A 15,848-nucleotide genomic window follows, 5' to 3' on the forward strand; every position below is an offset into this window, starting at 1 on the left:
CCCGGACAATCGGCGAGCACTACATAGGCAAATCATCGGCCGCGCACACCGCGCGCCAATGAAAAAAGCGCCCGAAGGCGCTTTCGTCTCCCCAGCAGCGAGGCCCATCAGCCCCGCCCCCAGTCAATCCTCATGCCCATGCCCATGCTGCACCCCCGCAGCCTCGGCATCCACCGGCGCAGCCGCATCCCGTCCGTCAAAGAAGAACGGCTTGCGCGCCTTCTGCCGCGGCCAGACCTCATTCATTGTCGGGATGTCATACAGCCGCCCACCCAGCATCACCTTGCTGATGCGGTCGCTCTGGCGAATGTCCTTGAGCACATCCCCATCCAGAATCACCAGGTCCGCCAGCTTGCCCGGTTCCAATGACCCAATGTCCTTGTCCAGCCCCAGATAACGCGCCGGATTCAGCGTCGCACTCTTGAGCGCTTCCAGCGGCGTCATCCCGCCCATGCCAAGCATCCACAGCTCCCAATGCGCCCCCAGCCCTTCGCGCTGGCCGTGTGCACCGATGTTTACCGCCACACCGGCCCGCTGCAATTCGGTCGCCGTTTTCGCCACCTGAATCACATTGAAGTCTTCCTCCGGCGCCGTCTCGCGTCGCACGCTGCGAGGCTCCAGCACGCTCTTGGGCACAAACTTGCTCAAGATCGGATGACGCCACACATCCGTGCGGGCATACCAGTAATGCTCGCCGTCCAGCCCGCCATACGCCACGTTCAGCGTGGGCGTGTAGCCCACCTGCGTCTGCGGCCAGAGCTGCTTCACGTCCTCATACACCTTGGGCACCGGCAGCGCATGCTCCACGCCGGTGTGGCCGTCCACCACCATGCTCATGTTCATCTGATAGAGACTGCCGCCTTCCGGCACCACCATCATCTGCGTCTGGCGTGCTGCCTCCAGCACCTGCTGTCGCTGTTCACGCCTCGGCTGGTTGTAGCTCTTCACACTGAAGGCGCCCGCCGACTTCAGCCGGTTCAGATGCGTCCGCGCATCGTCCAGGCTGTTGATCACCGCCGAGAAATCCGCCTTGGCCCCATACAGCACCGTTCCGGTCGAGAAGATGCGCGGCCCCACCACACGACCGGTGCGCTGCATCTCCGCTTGCGTAAAGATGTCGCTGGTCCGATTGGACGGGTCATGCAGGGTCGTCAGGCCGAATGCGAGGGACGCATAGTTCACCCAGCTTTGCTGCGGAATGATCTCGGTCTCGGCCATGGTGCCATGCCAGTGCACGTCAATCAGACCCGGAATGACCGTCTTGCCGGCCGCTTGCAAGGTCTGCGTGCCTGCGGGAATCGAGACTTCGCTGCGAGGACCAATGGCCTTGATGCGGTCGTTCTCAATCAACACCACACCGTCTTCAATCACCTGGTCGGGCTGGCTGGCTTTCATCGTGACGACACGCGCGCCCACGATGGCATAGCGACCCTGCGGCTTGTCCGCCGTCAGCGTCAGTCCCAGCTTGCGGCCATGCTCCGGCGGCTTGAATCCGGTCCGCGAGGCGTCAGCCAGAGCGACGGTGAACAATTCATTGCCCAGCGCGTAATGCAGCGACCGGCTGTCCGACGACCATTGCAGGTCGTCGCCCGCATTGACGTCCAGCTTGGTCACCGGCATCGCATCGGCCTTCGGCCCCACCGTCAGCGGCTTGCCGCTGGGCGCCAGTGGCGTCACGTAGGTATGGAAGCGCTCATTGAAGCCCAGATATTGACCGTCCGGCGACACGGTGAAGGACGCGGCGAATTCGCTCTTGGCCACTACCGTCTCTTCCCGCTCATCCAGCTTGATGCGCACCAGCTGGTGCAATGAATCGACTTCGCTGGTCTGCTGCACACGCGTGACATAGAGCGTATTGCTGTCCCCGCCAAACTGCGGCGTCTCGCCGTCCTTGGTCACCCGACGCGGCTGTCCCTTGCCGTCCGCCGAGGCCACGTAGATGCCTGGCTCCATGCCATTCCACGGCGAGGTGAGGTAACCGCCCCGCGCCTTGCGATAAGCAATGGTCTTGCCGTCCGGCGAGAAAACCGGATAGAGATATTTGCCCGGCTCGGGCGTGATCACCGTCTCCCGTCCCGACGCCAGATCGAGTCGGCGCACCCGCGCCTGTTCGCCGTCATTCCAGCTCACATACACCAGCTCGCGCCCGTCGCGGGAGAAGCTGGGGAAGTACTCGAAGCGGTCGGTCTGCTGCGTCAATCGACGGGCCTCACCCACCGGCTGGCCGTCTCGCAGCTCGTTCTGATAGAGATACCCAGCTGCCGAATAGACGACCCGCTTGCCGTCCGGCGACACCCGCACCCAGCGCAGCATGCGCGATTCGAATCGGTCCGGCGCGACTTCCTGCGCGAAACGCACGGCCGGTCGGATTTCCCGCTCGTCCTTCACATGGAAGGGGATTTCGGCGGCCGTCGATTGGAACGGATCAATCCGCCACAGCTTGCCCTGCGCCCAGGCCACCACCTGCTTGCTGTCCGGCGTCCATGCAATGCCGGGATACACACCATGCACCGACCAGGCTTCCTGCAGGTCCCGCTCCAGCCCCGTCCAGGCCGGCACTTCACGACCGGTCTTCAGGTCCTTGAGGAAGAGGGTGGTCTGGCTGCCGGCATCCGTGCGGAGTCGGCGGATGAAAGCCAGGTAACGCCCGTCGGGCGAGGGCGTGGGCCGGATGGCGCCGCCAGGGCCGGTGACAAAGGCTTCATTCGTGCCGTCGCTCAGGTTCTGGCGGTAGATGCGGAAGATCTCGCCATTGCTGTCCTTGTTGTATTCGAAGGAGCGACCCGGCGTGCTGTCCTGCGAGTAGTAGAAGAATTTGCCATCCGGCGAAATGGCCGGCTCGCCAAGATCCTTCTGCCAATTCGGCTTTTCATTGAGTTGCTGGCCTTTGCCACCGTCCAGCGAATACATCCAGATCTCGCCGCTGCCCAGCGACCGGGTGCCGGTGAAGTGCTTTCGCGCCAGCAGGTATTTGCCGCTCGGATGCCAGACCGGATTGTTGAGCAGTCGATAGTCCTCGGTGGTGATGGCGCGGGCATTGGAGCCATCCACATTCATCACCCAGATGTTGTCGCCACCGCCAGCGTCGGAGACGAAAGCGATTTGCTTGCCGTCCGGCGAGAAACGCGGCTGCATTTCCCAGGCCATGGAATGGGTGAGGGCCTTGGCCTCTCCGCCGCCGATGGGCATGAGGTAGAGGTCACCGAGCAGGTCAAACACCACCTGCTTGCCGTCCGGGCTCACGTCCACCGACATCCAGGTGCCGGTGTGCACATCCAGCTGAGCCTTGCCCGGCTGTCCGGGGGGCGCATTCACGTTCCACTTGGCCGGGGTGGCCGCCGAGGCTGCAGCGGCCGGTGCCGAGGCGCCCGATGCCGGCGCAGCCGCGTCACCCGCCGCCGCCGCAGACTGGGCGGCAGTCGCCGCCAGGGCGGCGGCACACAAAGTGATCACGCCCGCGGAGGCGGGCGTGAGGCGGAACAGGCGGGCGAGCATGGGACGGTTCATGGTCAGGCGAGGTGGAGGACCACCTCTGTCCAGGAGGCTGAGAATGCTCCGGAGAATACCCAGCAGGGGCGGGAAGGCCATGCTGGTTTTCTCGACCATGACGAATGGCAGTTTGGATAGCGCCCAGCAGGCCCGCACCGCTCCGGCGTGTCCCTATTCAAGCTGCGCGGCCACACCTTGCAGATGCTGATGTCGTTGCGTCAATGACTGACGCCATTCACGGGATTCATTCATCCCAATCCTCCCTGCGCAGCAGCGTTTGAAGCGCCACGCGATCGGCGCGGCGCTGGGCGCCGCGGCTTTGGATATGTTCGCCAGCGCCGCGCATGCCACGCTGACCCAGGGCGCGTGCCACGGGGTCTCGCACCGGGCTGTTTTCCAGCACCAGGCTCATGGGTTGTTTCATGCGGCGCAAGGCCTTGACCCGCCCCTCCTGGAGGGCGCGGGAACGGAGTTGTGCACTCATTCGGTCGTCCGATTGCAAATGCCCCGGCTGCAAGGAGCCGCTGCCGATCGAATAGGACACGCCAGGCCTGGCCGCGAAAGCGGCAGCGGGCTTCAAGGCTGCGGGCTGAGACCGCCGCCCCGTTGGGCAGCCGCCGTCAGTCCATCCATTCGAGAGCAGGGAAGGCCCATCCGCAGGGCACGCATGCCACGCGGTCTGAGGCCGGATCTGGAATCGCGAGATCGGGGATCTGGATCAGATACGGTTCAGCCGGGGCTCGGGAACCGTGTTCAGCCGATCGTCGCGAAGGTGAACAGGGAGGACATAGGGAATCTCCGTCATGCGGGCGCTGTCGTGGGCGCCTTCAGCAATGGGGCGCAATGATGCGTGCGGTGATTGCATTGCGCAAGGGCTGCCATGCACTGCGTTGCGCAGTGCCAACGCAAACGCAAACGCAGATGCAAGCGCAGATGCAAACGCAGATGCAAACGCAGACCCGCCGGACCCTCTCCCGAAGATCCGGCGGCTACTGGCTTACTTTGCCCGCGCCGTCACGATGGCATCCGCCACATTCTTCGGAGCTTCCGAGTAATGCTTGAACTCCATCGTGTAGGTCGCGCGACCCTGGGTGGCCGACCGCAGCGTGGTGGAGTAGCCGAACATCTCGGACAGCGGCACTTCCGCCTTGATGATCTTGCCGCCGCCCACCATGTCGTCCATGCCCTGCACCATGCCGCGGCGGGAAGACAGGTCGCCCATGACGGTGCCGGCATAGTCTTCCGGCGTCTCCACTTCCACCGCCATCATCGGTTCCAGAATCACCGGATTGGCGCGGCGGCAAGCTTCCTTGAAGCCCATCGATGCCGCCATCTTGAACGCGTTTTCGTTCGAGTCCACGTCATGGTAGGAACCGAAGGTCAGCGTCACCTTGACGTCCACCACCGGATATCCGGCCAGCACGCCATTGGGCAAGGTGTCGACCACGCCCTTTTCAACGGCGGGAATGTATTCACGAGGCACGACGCCGCCCTTGATCGCGTCCACGAATTCAAAGCCCTTGCCGGCCTCCTGCGGCTCGACCGTCAGCACCACGTGGCCGTACTGGCCCTTGCCGCCGGACTGGCGGACGAACTTGCCTTCCACATCCTGCACAGCCTTGCGGATGGTTTCGCGGTAGGCCACCTGCGGTTTGCCGACATTGGCCTCCACCCCGAATTCCCGCTTCATCCGGTCCACGATGATTTCCAGGTGCAACTCGCCCATGCCGGAGATGATGGTCTGGCCGGATTCCTCGTCGGTGCGCACCCGGAAGGACGGGTCTTCCGCCGCCAGCCGGCCCAGCGCCAGGCCCATCTTTTCCTGATCGGCCTTGCTCTTGGGCTCCACCGCCTGGGAGATCACCGGCTCGGGGAAGATCATCTTTTCCAGCGTGATGATGGCTTCGGGATCACACAGCGTCTCGCCGGTGGTCACGTCCTTCAGGCCCACGCAGGCGGCGATGTCGCCGGCCAGGATCTCCTTGATTTCCTCGCGCTGATTGGCATGCATCTGCAGGATGCGGCCGATGCGTTCCTTCTTGCCGCGCGTCGGGTTGTAGACCGAGTCGCCCGACTTCAGGATGCCGGAATACACCCGCACGAAGGTCAGCTGACCGACATACGGGTCGGTCATCAGCTTGAAGGCCAGGGCGCTGAACTTCTCGTTGTCATCGGCCTTGCGGCTGACCGGTTGCTCGTCGTCATCGGTGCCGGTGACCGGCGGGATGTCGATCGGGGAGGGCATGAAGTCGATGACCGCGTCCAGCATGCGCTGCACGCCCTTGTTCTTGAAGGCGGTGCCGCACAGCATCGGCTGGATCTCCCCGGCAATGGTGCGGCGGCGGATGGCCTGCTTGATCTGGTCCTCGCTCAGCGTGCCGGATTCGAGGTACTGGTTCATGATGTCCTCGTCGGCCTCGGCGGCGGCCTCCACCATCTTCTCGCGCCACTCCTCGGCCTGGGCCCGCAGTTCCGCAGGAATGTCCTCGTAGTTGAACTTCATGCCCTGGGAGGCGTCGTCCCAGTAGATGGCCTTCATCTTCAGCAGGTCGATCACGCCCTTGAACTGGTCTTCCGCGCCAATGGGCAGCACGATGGGCACCGGATTGGCCCGCAGGCGGTCCACCATCATCTGGCGGACACGGAAGAAGTCCGCGCCCACGCGGTCCATCTTGTTGACGAAGGCCAGGCGCGGCACCTTGTACTTGTTGGCCTGGCGCCAGACGGTCTCGGACTGCGGCTGCACGCCGCCCACCGAGTCATACACCATCACCGCGCCGTCCAGCACCCGCATGGAGCGCTCCACCTCGATGGTGAAGTCCACGTGCCCGGGCGTGTCGATGATGTTGATGCGGTGTTCCGGCAGCGACAGGTCCATGCCCTTCCAGAAGCAGGTGGTGGCCGCCGACGTGATGGTGATGCCGCGTTCCTGTTCCTGCTCCATCCAGTCCATGGTGGCGGCGCCGTCATGCACCTCGCCGATCTTGTGGTTGACCCCGGTGTAGAAGAGGATGCGCTCGGTGGTGGTGGTCTTGCCGGCATCGATGTGAGCCGAGATACCAATGTTGCGATAGCGCTCGATGGGGGTCTTGCGAGACATGGCGGACTCCAGGGGTGTGAATGAGAGCAAAGCCTGACGAATGTACCCAGAAGCGGGGGGATCTGCCAGCACGGAGGAAATCGCCTGGGATCACACGGGATCACCGGGGATCAGACGGCATCGGCCGGGACGCCGGTGGGGACGGGGTGCAGATGCTGCGCCAGGAAGCGGCTGCTGCGTTCATCGGCCAGCAGTGCGGCCGCGGCGTCGAAGTGGCGGCCCCCACGACGGGCGAAGCCGTGGCGGGTGTTCGAGTAGGTGTGGATGAGCGCGGTCGCATCCGCTTGCAGTCGCCGCGCCATTTCGTCCTGGGTGGTGGGGGGAATGAAATCGTCCTGCTCGGCCAGATGGATCAGCAGTGGGCAGGCCACGGTGTGGGCTTCGTCCAGGAAGCGTTCGATGCCGACGCCGTAATAGACCACCGACGCGTCCGAGCGGCAGCAGGCCGCCACCCGGTAGCTGAGCAGGCCGCCCATGCAGTAGCCGATGCAGCCGACCTTGCGGGCGCCGCCGTCCATCTGCCGCAGCCAGTCCATGATGTGCTGCAGGTCGTTGGTGCCGAGGTCGGCATCGAACGACCGCCCCAGGCGGAGGGCGGCGTCACGCTGGGCGTTGTCATGTTCGGAGAACAGCGCCCGCGGACGCTGCCGCCAATACAGGTCCGGGCACAGGGCATGGAAGCCCTGCGCGGCCAGCCGGTCGCAGATGCGGTGCATGTCGGCATTCACGCCCAGCATCTCGTGCAGCACCACCACGCCGGGGGCGTCGGGCTGGCGGGCCAGCGCCAGGTAGGCGTCTATGACACCCGGCTGGCCATCCGGCTGTGGCACGGTCAGGTTGAAGCGGGGCGCTTGCAGGGACGTGGGCAGGAGGCTCATCAGGGCATCGAGGCGGGACGCGAGTCCCGCGGGGTCGTTCATCCGGCGCGGCGTTCCTGCCAGTCGGTCCAGGCCACCAGCAGGAAGCCACCCACCAGACCCCAGTGCTCGAAGAAGCCGTTCATCAGCATGAAGCGCTCCTGGCCGCTGGCGTCCCAGTAGCGGTTGGCCATGAAGGTGGCGGCCGCGGTGAAGACCGCCAGGGCCAGAGCGCCCAGCCATCGCAGCCGTCCGCTCAGGATGAGCGCCGAGGCGCCCAGCTCCAGCGCGATCACCAGGCCCGCCATCAGTGGCGCCGGGCTGAGCCCGAAATGCTGCATCTCGCCGACGGCACTGCCAAAGTCGAACAGCTTGACCAGGCCGCCCTGCAGATAAGCGGCGCACAGCAGCAGCAGAGCCACCCAGCGAACCGGGCCAGCGGCCGCTGCACGACGGGCCGGTTGCGCGCCCGTGGCGCCGTGGAAGGCGGCGCTCATACGGCCCAGCAGGCGCAGCCCAGGGCGCCCCAGAAGCTTTTGAGATCCGACACCGGCGCATTGCTGGCCCAGGACCGGGCATGGTCGTGCTGGTGGACGGCGCAGCTGGTGGCGCAGTCGCAGCTCATGGGGCGCTTCATCGCCGCCTGCAGCGGACGGCCTTCCTGGTCCCCCCAGCCGGCGTAGCCTCCGAAGCGGCGCACCGGGGACCAGTCGGGCAGCGGCAGCGGCGGGGACGTTTCGTCATCGGCGCTGAACTCGCCCGCTCCCCACACCACCTTGCCGCCCACCACGGTCAGCAGGGCGGTGGTGTCGGCGATGTCGCTTTCTGCGCAGGCGAAGAAGTCGCGGTCGGGCACCACCAGGTCGGCCAGCATGCCTTCCTGAATGCGGCCCTTCTTGCCTTCTTCATTGCTGAACCAGGTGACGTTCTCGGTCCACATGCGCAGGGCCTGTTCGCGGTCCAGGCAATTGCGCTGCGGGGTCAACTGCAGGCCGCCCACCGTCTTGCCGGTGATCAGCCAGGACAGCGACACCCACGGGTTGTAGGAGGCGACGCGAGTGGCATCGGTGCCGGCCGACACCTTCAGGCCCTTGTCCAGCATCTTGCGCACGGGCGGGGTGGCTTCGGCGGCGCCTGCGCCATAACGTTCCACGAAGTATTCGCCCTGGTAGGCCATGCGGTGCTGCACGGCCACGCCGCCGCCCAGGGCAGCGATGCGGTCCATCGAGGCTTCGGAGATGGTCTCGGCGTGGTCGAAGAACCAGTTCAGGCCTTCCAGCGGAATGTCCTGGTTCACCTTCTCGAAGACATCCAGGGCGCGGCTGATGGTTTCGTCGTAGGTGGCGTGCATGCGCCAGGGCCAGCGGTTCTCGGCCAGGATGCGGACCACGCCTTCCAGGTCGTCTTCCATCTGCGGCGGCATGTCGGGGCGTTCCACGCGGAAGTCCTCGAAGTCGGCGGCGGAGAAGACCAGCATCTCGCCGGCCCCGTTGTGGCGGAAGTAGTCGTCGCCCTGCTTGTATTTGGATTCCTGAGTCCAGCGCAGGAAGTCGTCCTTTTCCTGCTTGGGCTTCTGGGTGAACAGGTTGTAGGCCAGGCGGATGGTCAGCAGCTGGTCTTTGGCCAGTTGCTCGATCACCTCGTAGTCGTCCGGATAGTTCTGGAAGCCGCCGCCGGCGTCGATGGCGCCGGTGACGCCCAGGCGGTTGAGCTCGCGCATGAACAGCCGGGTGCTGTTGAGCTGGTACTCCAGCGGCAGCTTGGGTCCTTTGGCCAGCGTGGCGTAGAGGATGGCCGCATTGGGCTTGGCCAGCAGCAGGCCGGTGGGGTTGCCCTGGCTGTCGCGGGTGATCTGGCCGCCGGGGGGCTCCGGCGTGTCCTTGGTGTAGCCGACCGCGCGCAGTGCAGCGGCATTGAGCAGGGCGCGGTCATACAGATGGAGGATGAACACCGGCGTATCGGGCGCGACGGCGTTCAGCTCTTCCAGCGTGGGCAGGCGCTTTTCGGCGAACTGATGTTCGGTGAAACCGCCGACCACGCGCACCCATTGAGGGGCGGGTGTCACGTCCACCTGGCGCTTGAGCATGGCCATGGCGTCGGCCAGGGAGCGCACGCCATCCCAGCGCAGCTCCATGTTGAAGTTCAGGCCGCCGCGAATGATGTGCAGATGGTTGTCGATGAGGCCGGGCAGCACGCGCTTGCCGCGCACATCGATGACCTTGGTGCGGGGCCCGGCCAGGGCCATGACTTCCTGGTCATGGCCGACCTTCAGGAAGCGGCCGTCCTTGATGGCCACGGCCTGCGCGGTGGGTTGCGCACGGTTGAGGGTGGTGAACAGCCCGCGGTGCAGGATGAGATCTGCAAAAGGGGTGGAGGTTTCAGCCATGACGGATCTCCGAAGCGGCATCGGCCGCCTTGGCGACCGAGGGGGACACGGGGGTGGCGGCGCGGACTTGAGCCGCATCGGCGCACTTGGGCAACTGCCCGAACATATGAGGCTTGACCTGATGCTGCAGCCAGGACACCTGGGCGGCATCGTCGCGCTGCACCAGTTTCTTCACCAGCGGCGGCACCTGTTCACCGACCAGGATGCCCAGCAACCCGACCAGGGCGATCACTGGCGGCGCTGGCGACCGCACATTAAACAGCGCATAAATCACGCCGACCAGCAGCCCGACGGCCAGCGACACAAGATAGGGTTTCATCCAACACCTCAACCAAGAATTTCAGCGGACCAACCTTCGCCACCGGGCCCCACCGAGTAAAGCGCGCCACCGAGTCGCTGGCGACTCGGTGGCCCAAGCCCTCACTTCACGCACGCCCAGACAACGCGCTGCGTTGTCCGGGCCTCCTCACGCGGAGCCCGTGGAACCGGCTCTGCCGGGCCACTGGGCTCGCCCCCCTGGGGGGGCCGACGAAGTCGGTAGGGGGGGTTACCCTTCATGGGCATTGAACATGGTCTTGGCGTAGGTGATGCCAAGGCCATAGGCGCCGCCGAACTTCTTGGCGATGCCGGTGGTCAGGTCATAGGTCTCTGCACGGGCCCAGTCGCGCTGCAGTTCCAGCATGTACTGCAGTGCCGTCATCGGACGGGCACCGGCCTGCACCATGCGCGCCACCGCGCGCTCATGCGCTTCGGTCGACACGTCGCCGCAGGCATCGGTGATCACATAGACCTCGAATCCCTGCTCGATGGCCGAGATCGCGGGTCCCACGATGCACACCGACGTCCACAGGCCGGCCAGCACAATGCGCTCGCGTCCGATGGCATTGACCACCTTGATCACATTGGCATCTTCCCAAGTGTTCATGGAGGTACGGTCGATCAGTTCCTGGCCGGGGAAGGCCGAGGTGATCTCTTCATACATCGGCCCGGAGAAGCTCTTCTCGGCCACGGTGGTCAGGATGGTGGGCACCTTGAAGCCGGCGGCCGCATTGGAGATCAGGGCGGCGTTGTTGCGCAGCTCGATCGCGTCGATGGACTTGGTGGCGAAGGACATCTGCGACTGGAAGTCGATCAGGATCAGCGTGTGGTCCTTGGGCGAGACGAGTCCGGCGCCGGGAGTCGGGGTAGCGGTGATGGCCATGGGAAGTCCTTTCGTGAATCTGTCAACAACCGGCCGGAGGGATGTCCGACCTCGGGCTGAAGTCTGCGGGGCGATGGCCGGCGCGTGATCTCCAAGATGGGAGGGGGAGCGCCTGTCTCCATCGCGCCAGATTCGGGGGCCTTCCCCATTTGGGGAGGGGGGCTCTATCACCGGGGTACACAAGGCTTCACAAGTCATCACTCGCCGCCAGCCGCCGCAACCTCCACCATGCAGGTCATGCGATGTCCGAAGGAGCTTTCATCATGTTGAATTGGCCGACCCAACGTATTCAGGTCAGCGTGGCTTATGCCGATCCCCTCGTGGCGATCGGGCTGAGCACGGTGCTGTCACAGCAGGTCGACATCGACGTGCTGGAGGCTGACGGGCGTGCCGCACCCGGGCCGCACATCGTCGTGGCGGACTATGAGCGGGCGCTGAACCTGGTGGCCAGCCGCTCCAGCGGCCGGGATCGGCAGTCGTCTGCGCCAAAGGTGCTGGTGGTGACCGCCAACGACCGGGAGCACGAGGTGCGCTCCGCCCTGGAGGCCGGTGTGGAGGGCTATCTGGAACTGGGCTGCGAAGTACAGGACCTGGTGTCGGGCGTGCGGCAACTGGCCCGCGGCTCGCGCTACCTCAGCGCCATGGCGGCGCAGCGGATCGCCGCCAGCATGGCCCGCTCCACCCTGACCGACCGGGAGCAGCAGGTGCTGGGCCTGGTGGCCCGCGGCAAGAGCAACAAGGGCGTGGCCCTGGCGCTGGACATCTCCGCCGGCACGGTCAAGGCCCACATGAAGGCCATCCTGAGCAAGCTGGATGCGGAAACCCGGACCGAGGCCGCCAGCATCGCGATGGAACGGGGGCTGATCGGGCCAGCGATGCTGCCGTCCTGAGCCTGAGCCTGAGCCTGAGCCTGAGCCTGAGCCTGAGCCTGAGCCGCGTCACCACTTCTTGAGGCGCGCCACCACGTCCATCGCCGGCTTGACCAGTTCCGGCAGCGGCGCCCGCAGTTCATTGGCCGGGCCCATCTTGTCGAAGTGACGCGCCACCTTGCCGGGAATGAACCGCGACACACTGGCATAGAGGTGCCGGTCGCCATGGCGAGCCTGCTGCGTCACGTAAAAGCGCTGGGGCACCATGACGGACAGGTGATGCTGGGCGCGGGTCATGGCCACATACAGCAGTCGCCGTTCTTCCTCGATCTGGGCCTGTGCGCCGGTGCTCAGGTCGGACGGCATGCAACCGTCCACGCAATTGAGCAGGTACACCGCGCTCCATTCCTGGCCTTTGGCGGAATGAATCGTGGACAGGATCAGATAGTCCTCGTCTTTCAACGGAACGCCCGATTCATCACTGCTGGCTTCCGGCGGGTCCAGGGTCAATTCCGTCAGGAAACGCTCGCGACTGCCATAGCCTTGCGCAATCCGCGCCAGTTGCTCCAGATCGGCCAGGCGGATGGCCGCATCGTCGTGCAGTCGATGCAGATGGGGCGTCAGCCATTCAATGGTGCGCTCCAGGTCCAGCGGCCAGTGCGACTCTTCCCGCAGCGTCAGCATCAGTTCACACAGGGCAGCCCAGTCCGCAGCGGCGCCGCGGGGCGGCTCGAATGCGCGCAAGGCGCTGGCCATATCGGCGCCACTGTCCAGCGCATCCACCAGCCTTCGCGCACTCGCGGGGCCAAAGCCGGCCAGCAGTTGGGACACCCGGAAGCACGCCAGCCGATGGTGGGGGTTCTGGGCCCACCGCAGCACGCTGAGCGCGTCCTTGACGTGGGTGCTCTCCAGGAACTTCAGGCCGCCGAACTTGACGAATGGGATGTTGCGGCGGATGAGTTCCAGCTCCAGCTGGGCGCTGTGGGTGGCGGTGCGGAAGAGCACCGCCTGCCGCTTGAGCTTGATGCCTTGCTCGCGCCGCTCCAGCACCCGGTCCGCCACCCAGCGGGCCTGGCGGGCTTCATCGTCCACCGTCACCAGCTGCGGCCGTTCGCTGGAGGCCTGGTCCGACCACAACTGTTTGGCATACCGTTCCTTGGCCTGGGCGATCACGGCATTGGAGGCTTCCAGAATGGGCTGGGTGGAGCGGTAGTTGCGCTCCAGCGTGATCACGCGCGCCGGTGGATCGAATCGCGAAGGAAACTCCAGGATGTTGCGCACCTCGGCCGCCCGGAAGGAGTAGATGGCCTGGGCATCGTCCCCCACCACGGTGAGTCGCCGGCCATCGGGCTTGAGGCGGTGCAGCAGCGTGGCCTGCAGGCGGTTGGTGTCCTGGTATTCGTCGACCAGGACATGGTCGAACCGGTCGCCGATCTCCCGGGCCAAGGTGGGCTCGGACATGATCTCGGCCCAGTAGAGCAGCAGGTCGTCATAGTCCAGCAGGCGCTGGCGCTGCTTTTCCGCGACGTAGGTCCGGAACAGCTGCCGCAAGGCTTCGTGGGCCGGGAAGCACCAGGGAAAATGCTCCTGCAGCACCTGGTCCAGCCGGGCTTCACTGTTCACCGCACGGGAGTAGATGTTCAGGCAGGTGGATTTGAGCGGAAAGCGGTCGGCGGTTTCCGCCAGGCCGAGCGCCTGGCGCTGCAGGCCCATCAGGTCTTCGGCGTCGGCCCGGTCCAGGATGGTGAATTGCGGGTCCAGGCCGATGCGGGGTGCGTACTCGCGCAGCAGCCGGGCGCCGACGCTGTGGAAGGTGCCGGCCCAGGGGAAGCGGGGGGCCATCTGGGTGGCTCGCAGGCCCAGCGCACGATGCAGCACCTGACCGGCGCGCCGTTCCATCTCACCGGCGGCGCGCCGGGAGAAGGTCAGCAGCAGGATGCGCTGCGGGTCGGCGCCCGCCATCACCAGGCGCGCCACCCGGGTCGCCAGGGTCTTGGTCTTGCCCGACCCGGCGCCCGCGATCACCAGCAACGCCCGGTCGTCGGTGGCATCGCCGTTCAGGCCATGTTCGACGGCGGCGCGCTGGTCGTCGTTGAGTTCGTCGAAGACGCTGCGCACGCCATCGGGCGTGGACAGCGACGCGTCGGGGAGGGCAAGGGAGGTCATCAGGCCTGCATCATAGGCTGTATGGATGACCAGTGTCTCGCGGCGGTGGCGCGGTCGTGACACTTTGCTGACGCGGGTGGCGCGCGGGAGGGGAACGGCAATTGCCAGTCGTCCGGTGTACGCTGCACCCCATGGAGACCTTGCCATGCTGCCGATCCTGTTGACGCTTTCCGCCCTGGGCATGCCGGTCATTGCCTGGTTCTCCCAGCAAGGGACCTTTGGCCCGGACAACAAGACGCTGTCCGACCAGTACCCCACGCTGATCGTGGCGGACGGGTATGCCTTTTCCATCTGGGGCGTGATCTTCCTGCTGGACCTGTTGCTGGCGCTGTGGACGCTGCGCGGGCAGCGGCCGGCCGATCCGGCACTGGCGGCGGTGCGCCACCGCTGCCTGCTGCTGACGACGCTGGGCTTTGCGCTGACGGCCAGCTGGATGGTGGTGTTTGCCCAGCAGTGGTTCTGGGTGGCGCTGGCGGTGATGTGGGGCGCGCTGGCTTGCATGCTATGGGCGCTGATGCTGGTGGCCCATGCGCGGCCCACCGGGGCGGCGGCCTGGCTGACGCTGCTGCCGCTGGCGCTGCACGCGGGCTGGCTGTCGATGGCCGCTTTCCTCAACACGGCGCAGGTGATCGTGGCCAAGCAGTTGCTGCCCACGGTCGATCAGTTGCCCTGGACGATGGTGCTGTGGGCCTTGGCCGCCTTGCTGCTGCTGGTGGCGATTGCGCGGCTGCATCAGCCGATCACGGGCTGGCAGTCCCTGGGTTATGTGTTCGCCGCCGTATGGGGGCTGGTGGGCGTCTATGTGAAGCAAAGCCGTGGGGAACTGCCCGGCGCGCAAACGTCGGCCTGGATTGCGCTGGCTTTGGCTGCGGTGGTGGTCGGACAGACGGTCTGGCTGCGGGTTCGGGGAGGGCGGCCGACGCGGGGGAGTGGGCGGGAAGAGGGGCTGATGTCTTATCGGCCGCATTGAGCAGCCAACTGTTCAGGACCACAAAGGTGTCCCGACCGTTCATGCGCGTGGCTTGCGTGACGCTTTGGCTCTGGGTGCCAGGATGGGCGGGTCGGCCTCGCGAACGACATTCTTGAAGTGTCCTTCCGGAAAGTCGTAGAGGCCGGCAGCCTCAGCCGCTTCACGAGGCGACGGGGCTCCCGCATGCTGTTTCGTCCGCGCGGCGAGGTAGGTCTGGACCGCGGAAGCGCGAATGCGGCGATGCCCCCCTTCGGTCATCACGACCTCGCCCAGCTTTCCTTGATCGCACAGCATGGACACGTAGGGGCGACTCACCTCCAGTTGCTCGGCGGCTTGCGCCGTGGTGAGCAGGGTGTCTGCCATCGGCGACCGAGGAGGCTGATGCAACGGAAGATTGCCTAGCTCAGCACTGGCGAGCTTGGCGATCAAGCCCATGCGGATGGCTTTCCCTTCCGCGGTCTGGGAGGACAGAGAGCTTTGGAGAGCCTTGCTGACCAAGCATCCGATTTCCGCTTCCAGGCGCTGCATGTCCGCCGCGATGCTGTTGCGTTTTTTGCGATCTGACTCTGCCTGCATCCGGTACTGCCTGACCTCGGCAATCACGTACCGACCGACCTGTTCCGCCAGCGAATCAACGGGGTCGCTCACTAATGGTGGGTACCGGTCCTTCCCCCCCGCCTTGGCGGGCTTGATCTGAGCCTGAGCCATGATGTCTCCTTGATCAGTCCAGTCTATCACCAAAGAAGAAAAAGTGAAAAAAGTGAAAGGACATGACCGCGGCGACCATCGCCAGGACGTAAAAAAGCCGCC

At 65.4% G+C, this 15,848-nt stretch carries 12 protein-coding genes; 2 read left to right on the forward strand and 10 right to left on the reverse strand.

The window, feature by feature from the left end; genetic code table 11:
* Window positions 1-123: 123 nt before the first annotated feature.
* From DES44_RS06560 to DES44_RS06595, 8 genes are all read right to left on the reverse strand, one after another.
* Window positions 124-3,507, reverse strand: coding sequence for an amidohydrolase family protein (locus DES44_RS06560; protein WP_083525684.1), 3,384 nt, complete (start codon window positions 3,505-3,507; stop codon window positions 124-126).
* A 226-nt stretch (window positions 3,508-3,733) separates the two neighbouring features.
* Window positions 3,734-3,973 (reverse strand): hypothetical protein, encoded by a 240-nt coding sequence (locus DES44_RS06565; protein WP_058937482.1) that lies wholly within the window; start codon window positions 3,971-3,973, stop codon window positions 3,734-3,736.
* Window positions 3,974-4,486: 513 nt separating this feature from the next.
* Entirely contained in the window at window positions 4,487-6,589 is a 2,103-nt protein-coding gene (gene fusA / locus DES44_RS06570) for an elongation factor G (protein ID WP_058935690.1), read from the reverse strand.
* A gap of 110 nt (window positions 6,590-6,699) precedes the next feature.
* The gene (locus DES44_RS06575; RefSeq protein WP_170156617.1) at window positions 6,700-7,467 is read right to left on the reverse strand and encodes a dienelactone hydrolase family protein; all 768 of its coding nucleotides are present in this window, start codon (window positions 7,465-7,467) and stop codon (window positions 6,700-6,702) included.
* 38 nt (window positions 7,468-7,505) lie between these two features.
* Window positions 7,506-7,943 (reverse strand): DoxX family protein, encoded by a 438-nt coding sequence (locus DES44_RS06580; protein WP_058935688.1) that lies wholly within the window; start codon window positions 7,941-7,943, stop codon window positions 7,506-7,508.
* Complete coding sequence (locus DES44_RS06585) at window positions 7,940-9,832, reverse strand: amidohydrolase (RefSeq protein WP_058935687.1); 1,893 nt, start codon at window positions 9,830-9,832, stop codon at window positions 7,940-7,942. Before DES44_RS06585 ends, DES44_RS06580 begins: the two co-directional genes overlap by 4 nt.
* Window positions 9,825-10,151 (reverse strand): XapX domain-containing protein, encoded by a 327-nt coding sequence (locus DES44_RS06590; RefSeq protein WP_058935686.1) that lies wholly within the window; start codon window positions 10,149-10,151, stop codon window positions 9,825-9,827. Before DES44_RS06590 ends, DES44_RS06585 begins: the two co-directional genes overlap by 8 nt.
* A 228-nt stretch (window positions 10,152-10,379) precedes the next feature.
* Entirely contained in the window at window positions 10,380-11,033 is a 654-nt protein-coding gene (locus DES44_RS06595; RefSeq protein WP_058935685.1) for a hydrolase, read from the reverse strand.
* Window positions 11,034-11,296: 263 nt separating this feature from the next.
* Here DES44_RS06595 and DES44_RS06600 point away from each other — a divergent pair, with 263 nt between their 5' ends.
* Window positions 11,297-11,923 (forward strand): LuxR C-terminal-related transcriptional regulator, encoded by a 627-nt coding sequence (locus DES44_RS06600; protein ID WP_170156618.1) that lies wholly within the window; start codon window positions 11,297-11,299, stop codon window positions 11,921-11,923.
* 48 nt (window positions 11,924-11,971) lie between these two features.
* Here DES44_RS06600 and DES44_RS06605 read toward each other — a convergent pair whose 3' ends face one another.
* The gene (locus DES44_RS06605) at window positions 11,972-14,068 is read right to left on the reverse strand and encodes an ATP-dependent helicase (RefSeq protein ID WP_083525682.1); all 2,097 of its coding nucleotides are present in this window, start codon (window positions 14,066-14,068) and stop codon (window positions 11,972-11,974) included.
* A gap of 145 nt (window positions 14,069-14,213) precedes the next feature.
* Between DES44_RS06605 and DES44_RS06610 the strand changes: the two genes are divergently transcribed.
* Window positions 14,214-15,038, forward strand: a complete 825-nt coding sequence (locus DES44_RS06610) for a TspO-related membrane protein (protein WP_058935683.1) — start codon at window positions 14,214-14,216, stop codon at window positions 15,036-15,038.
* 39 nt (window positions 15,039-15,077) lie between these two features.
* Here DES44_RS06610 and DES44_RS06615 read toward each other — a convergent pair whose 3' ends face one another.
* Entirely contained in the window at window positions 15,078-15,746 is a 669-nt protein-coding gene (locus DES44_RS06615; protein ID WP_058935682.1) for an excisionase family DNA-binding protein, read from the reverse strand.
* Between the last annotated feature and the right edge of the window lie 102 nt (window positions 15,747-15,848).

The sequence above is a fragment of the Roseateles depolymerans genome (assembly GCF_003387155.1).
Lineage (GTDB): Bacteria > Pseudomonadota > Gammaproteobacteria > Burkholderiales > Burkholderiaceae_C > Roseateles > Roseateles depolymerans.

What these genes read in the sequence shown, in the direction of transcription:
- DES44_RS06560 (WP_083525684.1), bottom strand. Translation starts at nt 3,507, where the DNA reads ATGAACCGTCCCATGCTCGCCCGCCTGTTCCGCCTCACGCCCGCCTCC.
- DES44_RS06565 (WP_058937482.1), bottom strand. Translation starts at nt 3,973, where the DNA reads ATGAGTGCACAACTCCGTTCCCGCGCCCTCCAGGAGGGGCGGGTCAAG.
- fusA (WP_058935690.1), bottom strand. Translation starts at nt 6,589, where the DNA reads ATGTCTCGCAAGACCCCCATCGAGCGCTATCGCAACATTGGTATCTCG.
- DES44_RS06575 (WP_170156617.1), bottom strand. Translation starts at nt 7,467, where the DNA reads ATGAGCCTCCTGCCCACGTCCCTGCAAGCGCCCCGCTTCAACCTGACC.
- DES44_RS06580 (WP_058935688.1), bottom strand. Translation starts at nt 7,943, where the DNA reads ATGAGCGCCGCCTTCCACGGCGCCACGGGCGCGCAACCGGCCCGTCGT.
- DES44_RS06585 (WP_058935687.1), bottom strand. Translation starts at nt 9,832, where the DNA reads ATGGCTGAAACCTCCACCCCTTTTGCAGATCTCATCCTGCACCGCGGG.
- DES44_RS06590 (WP_058935686.1), bottom strand. Translation starts at nt 10,151, where the DNA reads ATGAAACCCTATCTTGTGTCGCTGGCCGTCGGGCTGCTGGTCGGCGTG.
- DES44_RS06595 (WP_058935685.1), bottom strand. Translation starts at nt 11,033, where the DNA reads ATGGCCATCACCGCTACCCCGACTCCCGGCGCCGGACTCGTCTCGCCC.
- DES44_RS06600 (WP_170156618.1), top strand. Translation starts at nt 11,297, where the DNA reads ATGTTGAATTGGCCGACCCAACGTATTCAGGTCAGCGTGGCTTATGCC.
- DES44_RS06605 (WP_083525682.1), bottom strand. Translation starts at nt 14,068, where the DNA reads ATGACCTCCCTTGCCCTCCCCGACGCGTCGCTGTCCACGCCCGATGGC.
- DES44_RS06610 (WP_058935683.1), top strand. Translation starts at nt 14,214, where the DNA reads ATGCTGCCGATCCTGTTGACGCTTTCCGCCCTGGGCATGCCGGTCATT.
- DES44_RS06615 (WP_058935682.1), bottom strand. Translation starts at nt 15,746, where the DNA reads ATGGCTCAGGCTCAGATCAAGCCCGCCAAGGCGGGGGGGAAGGACCGG.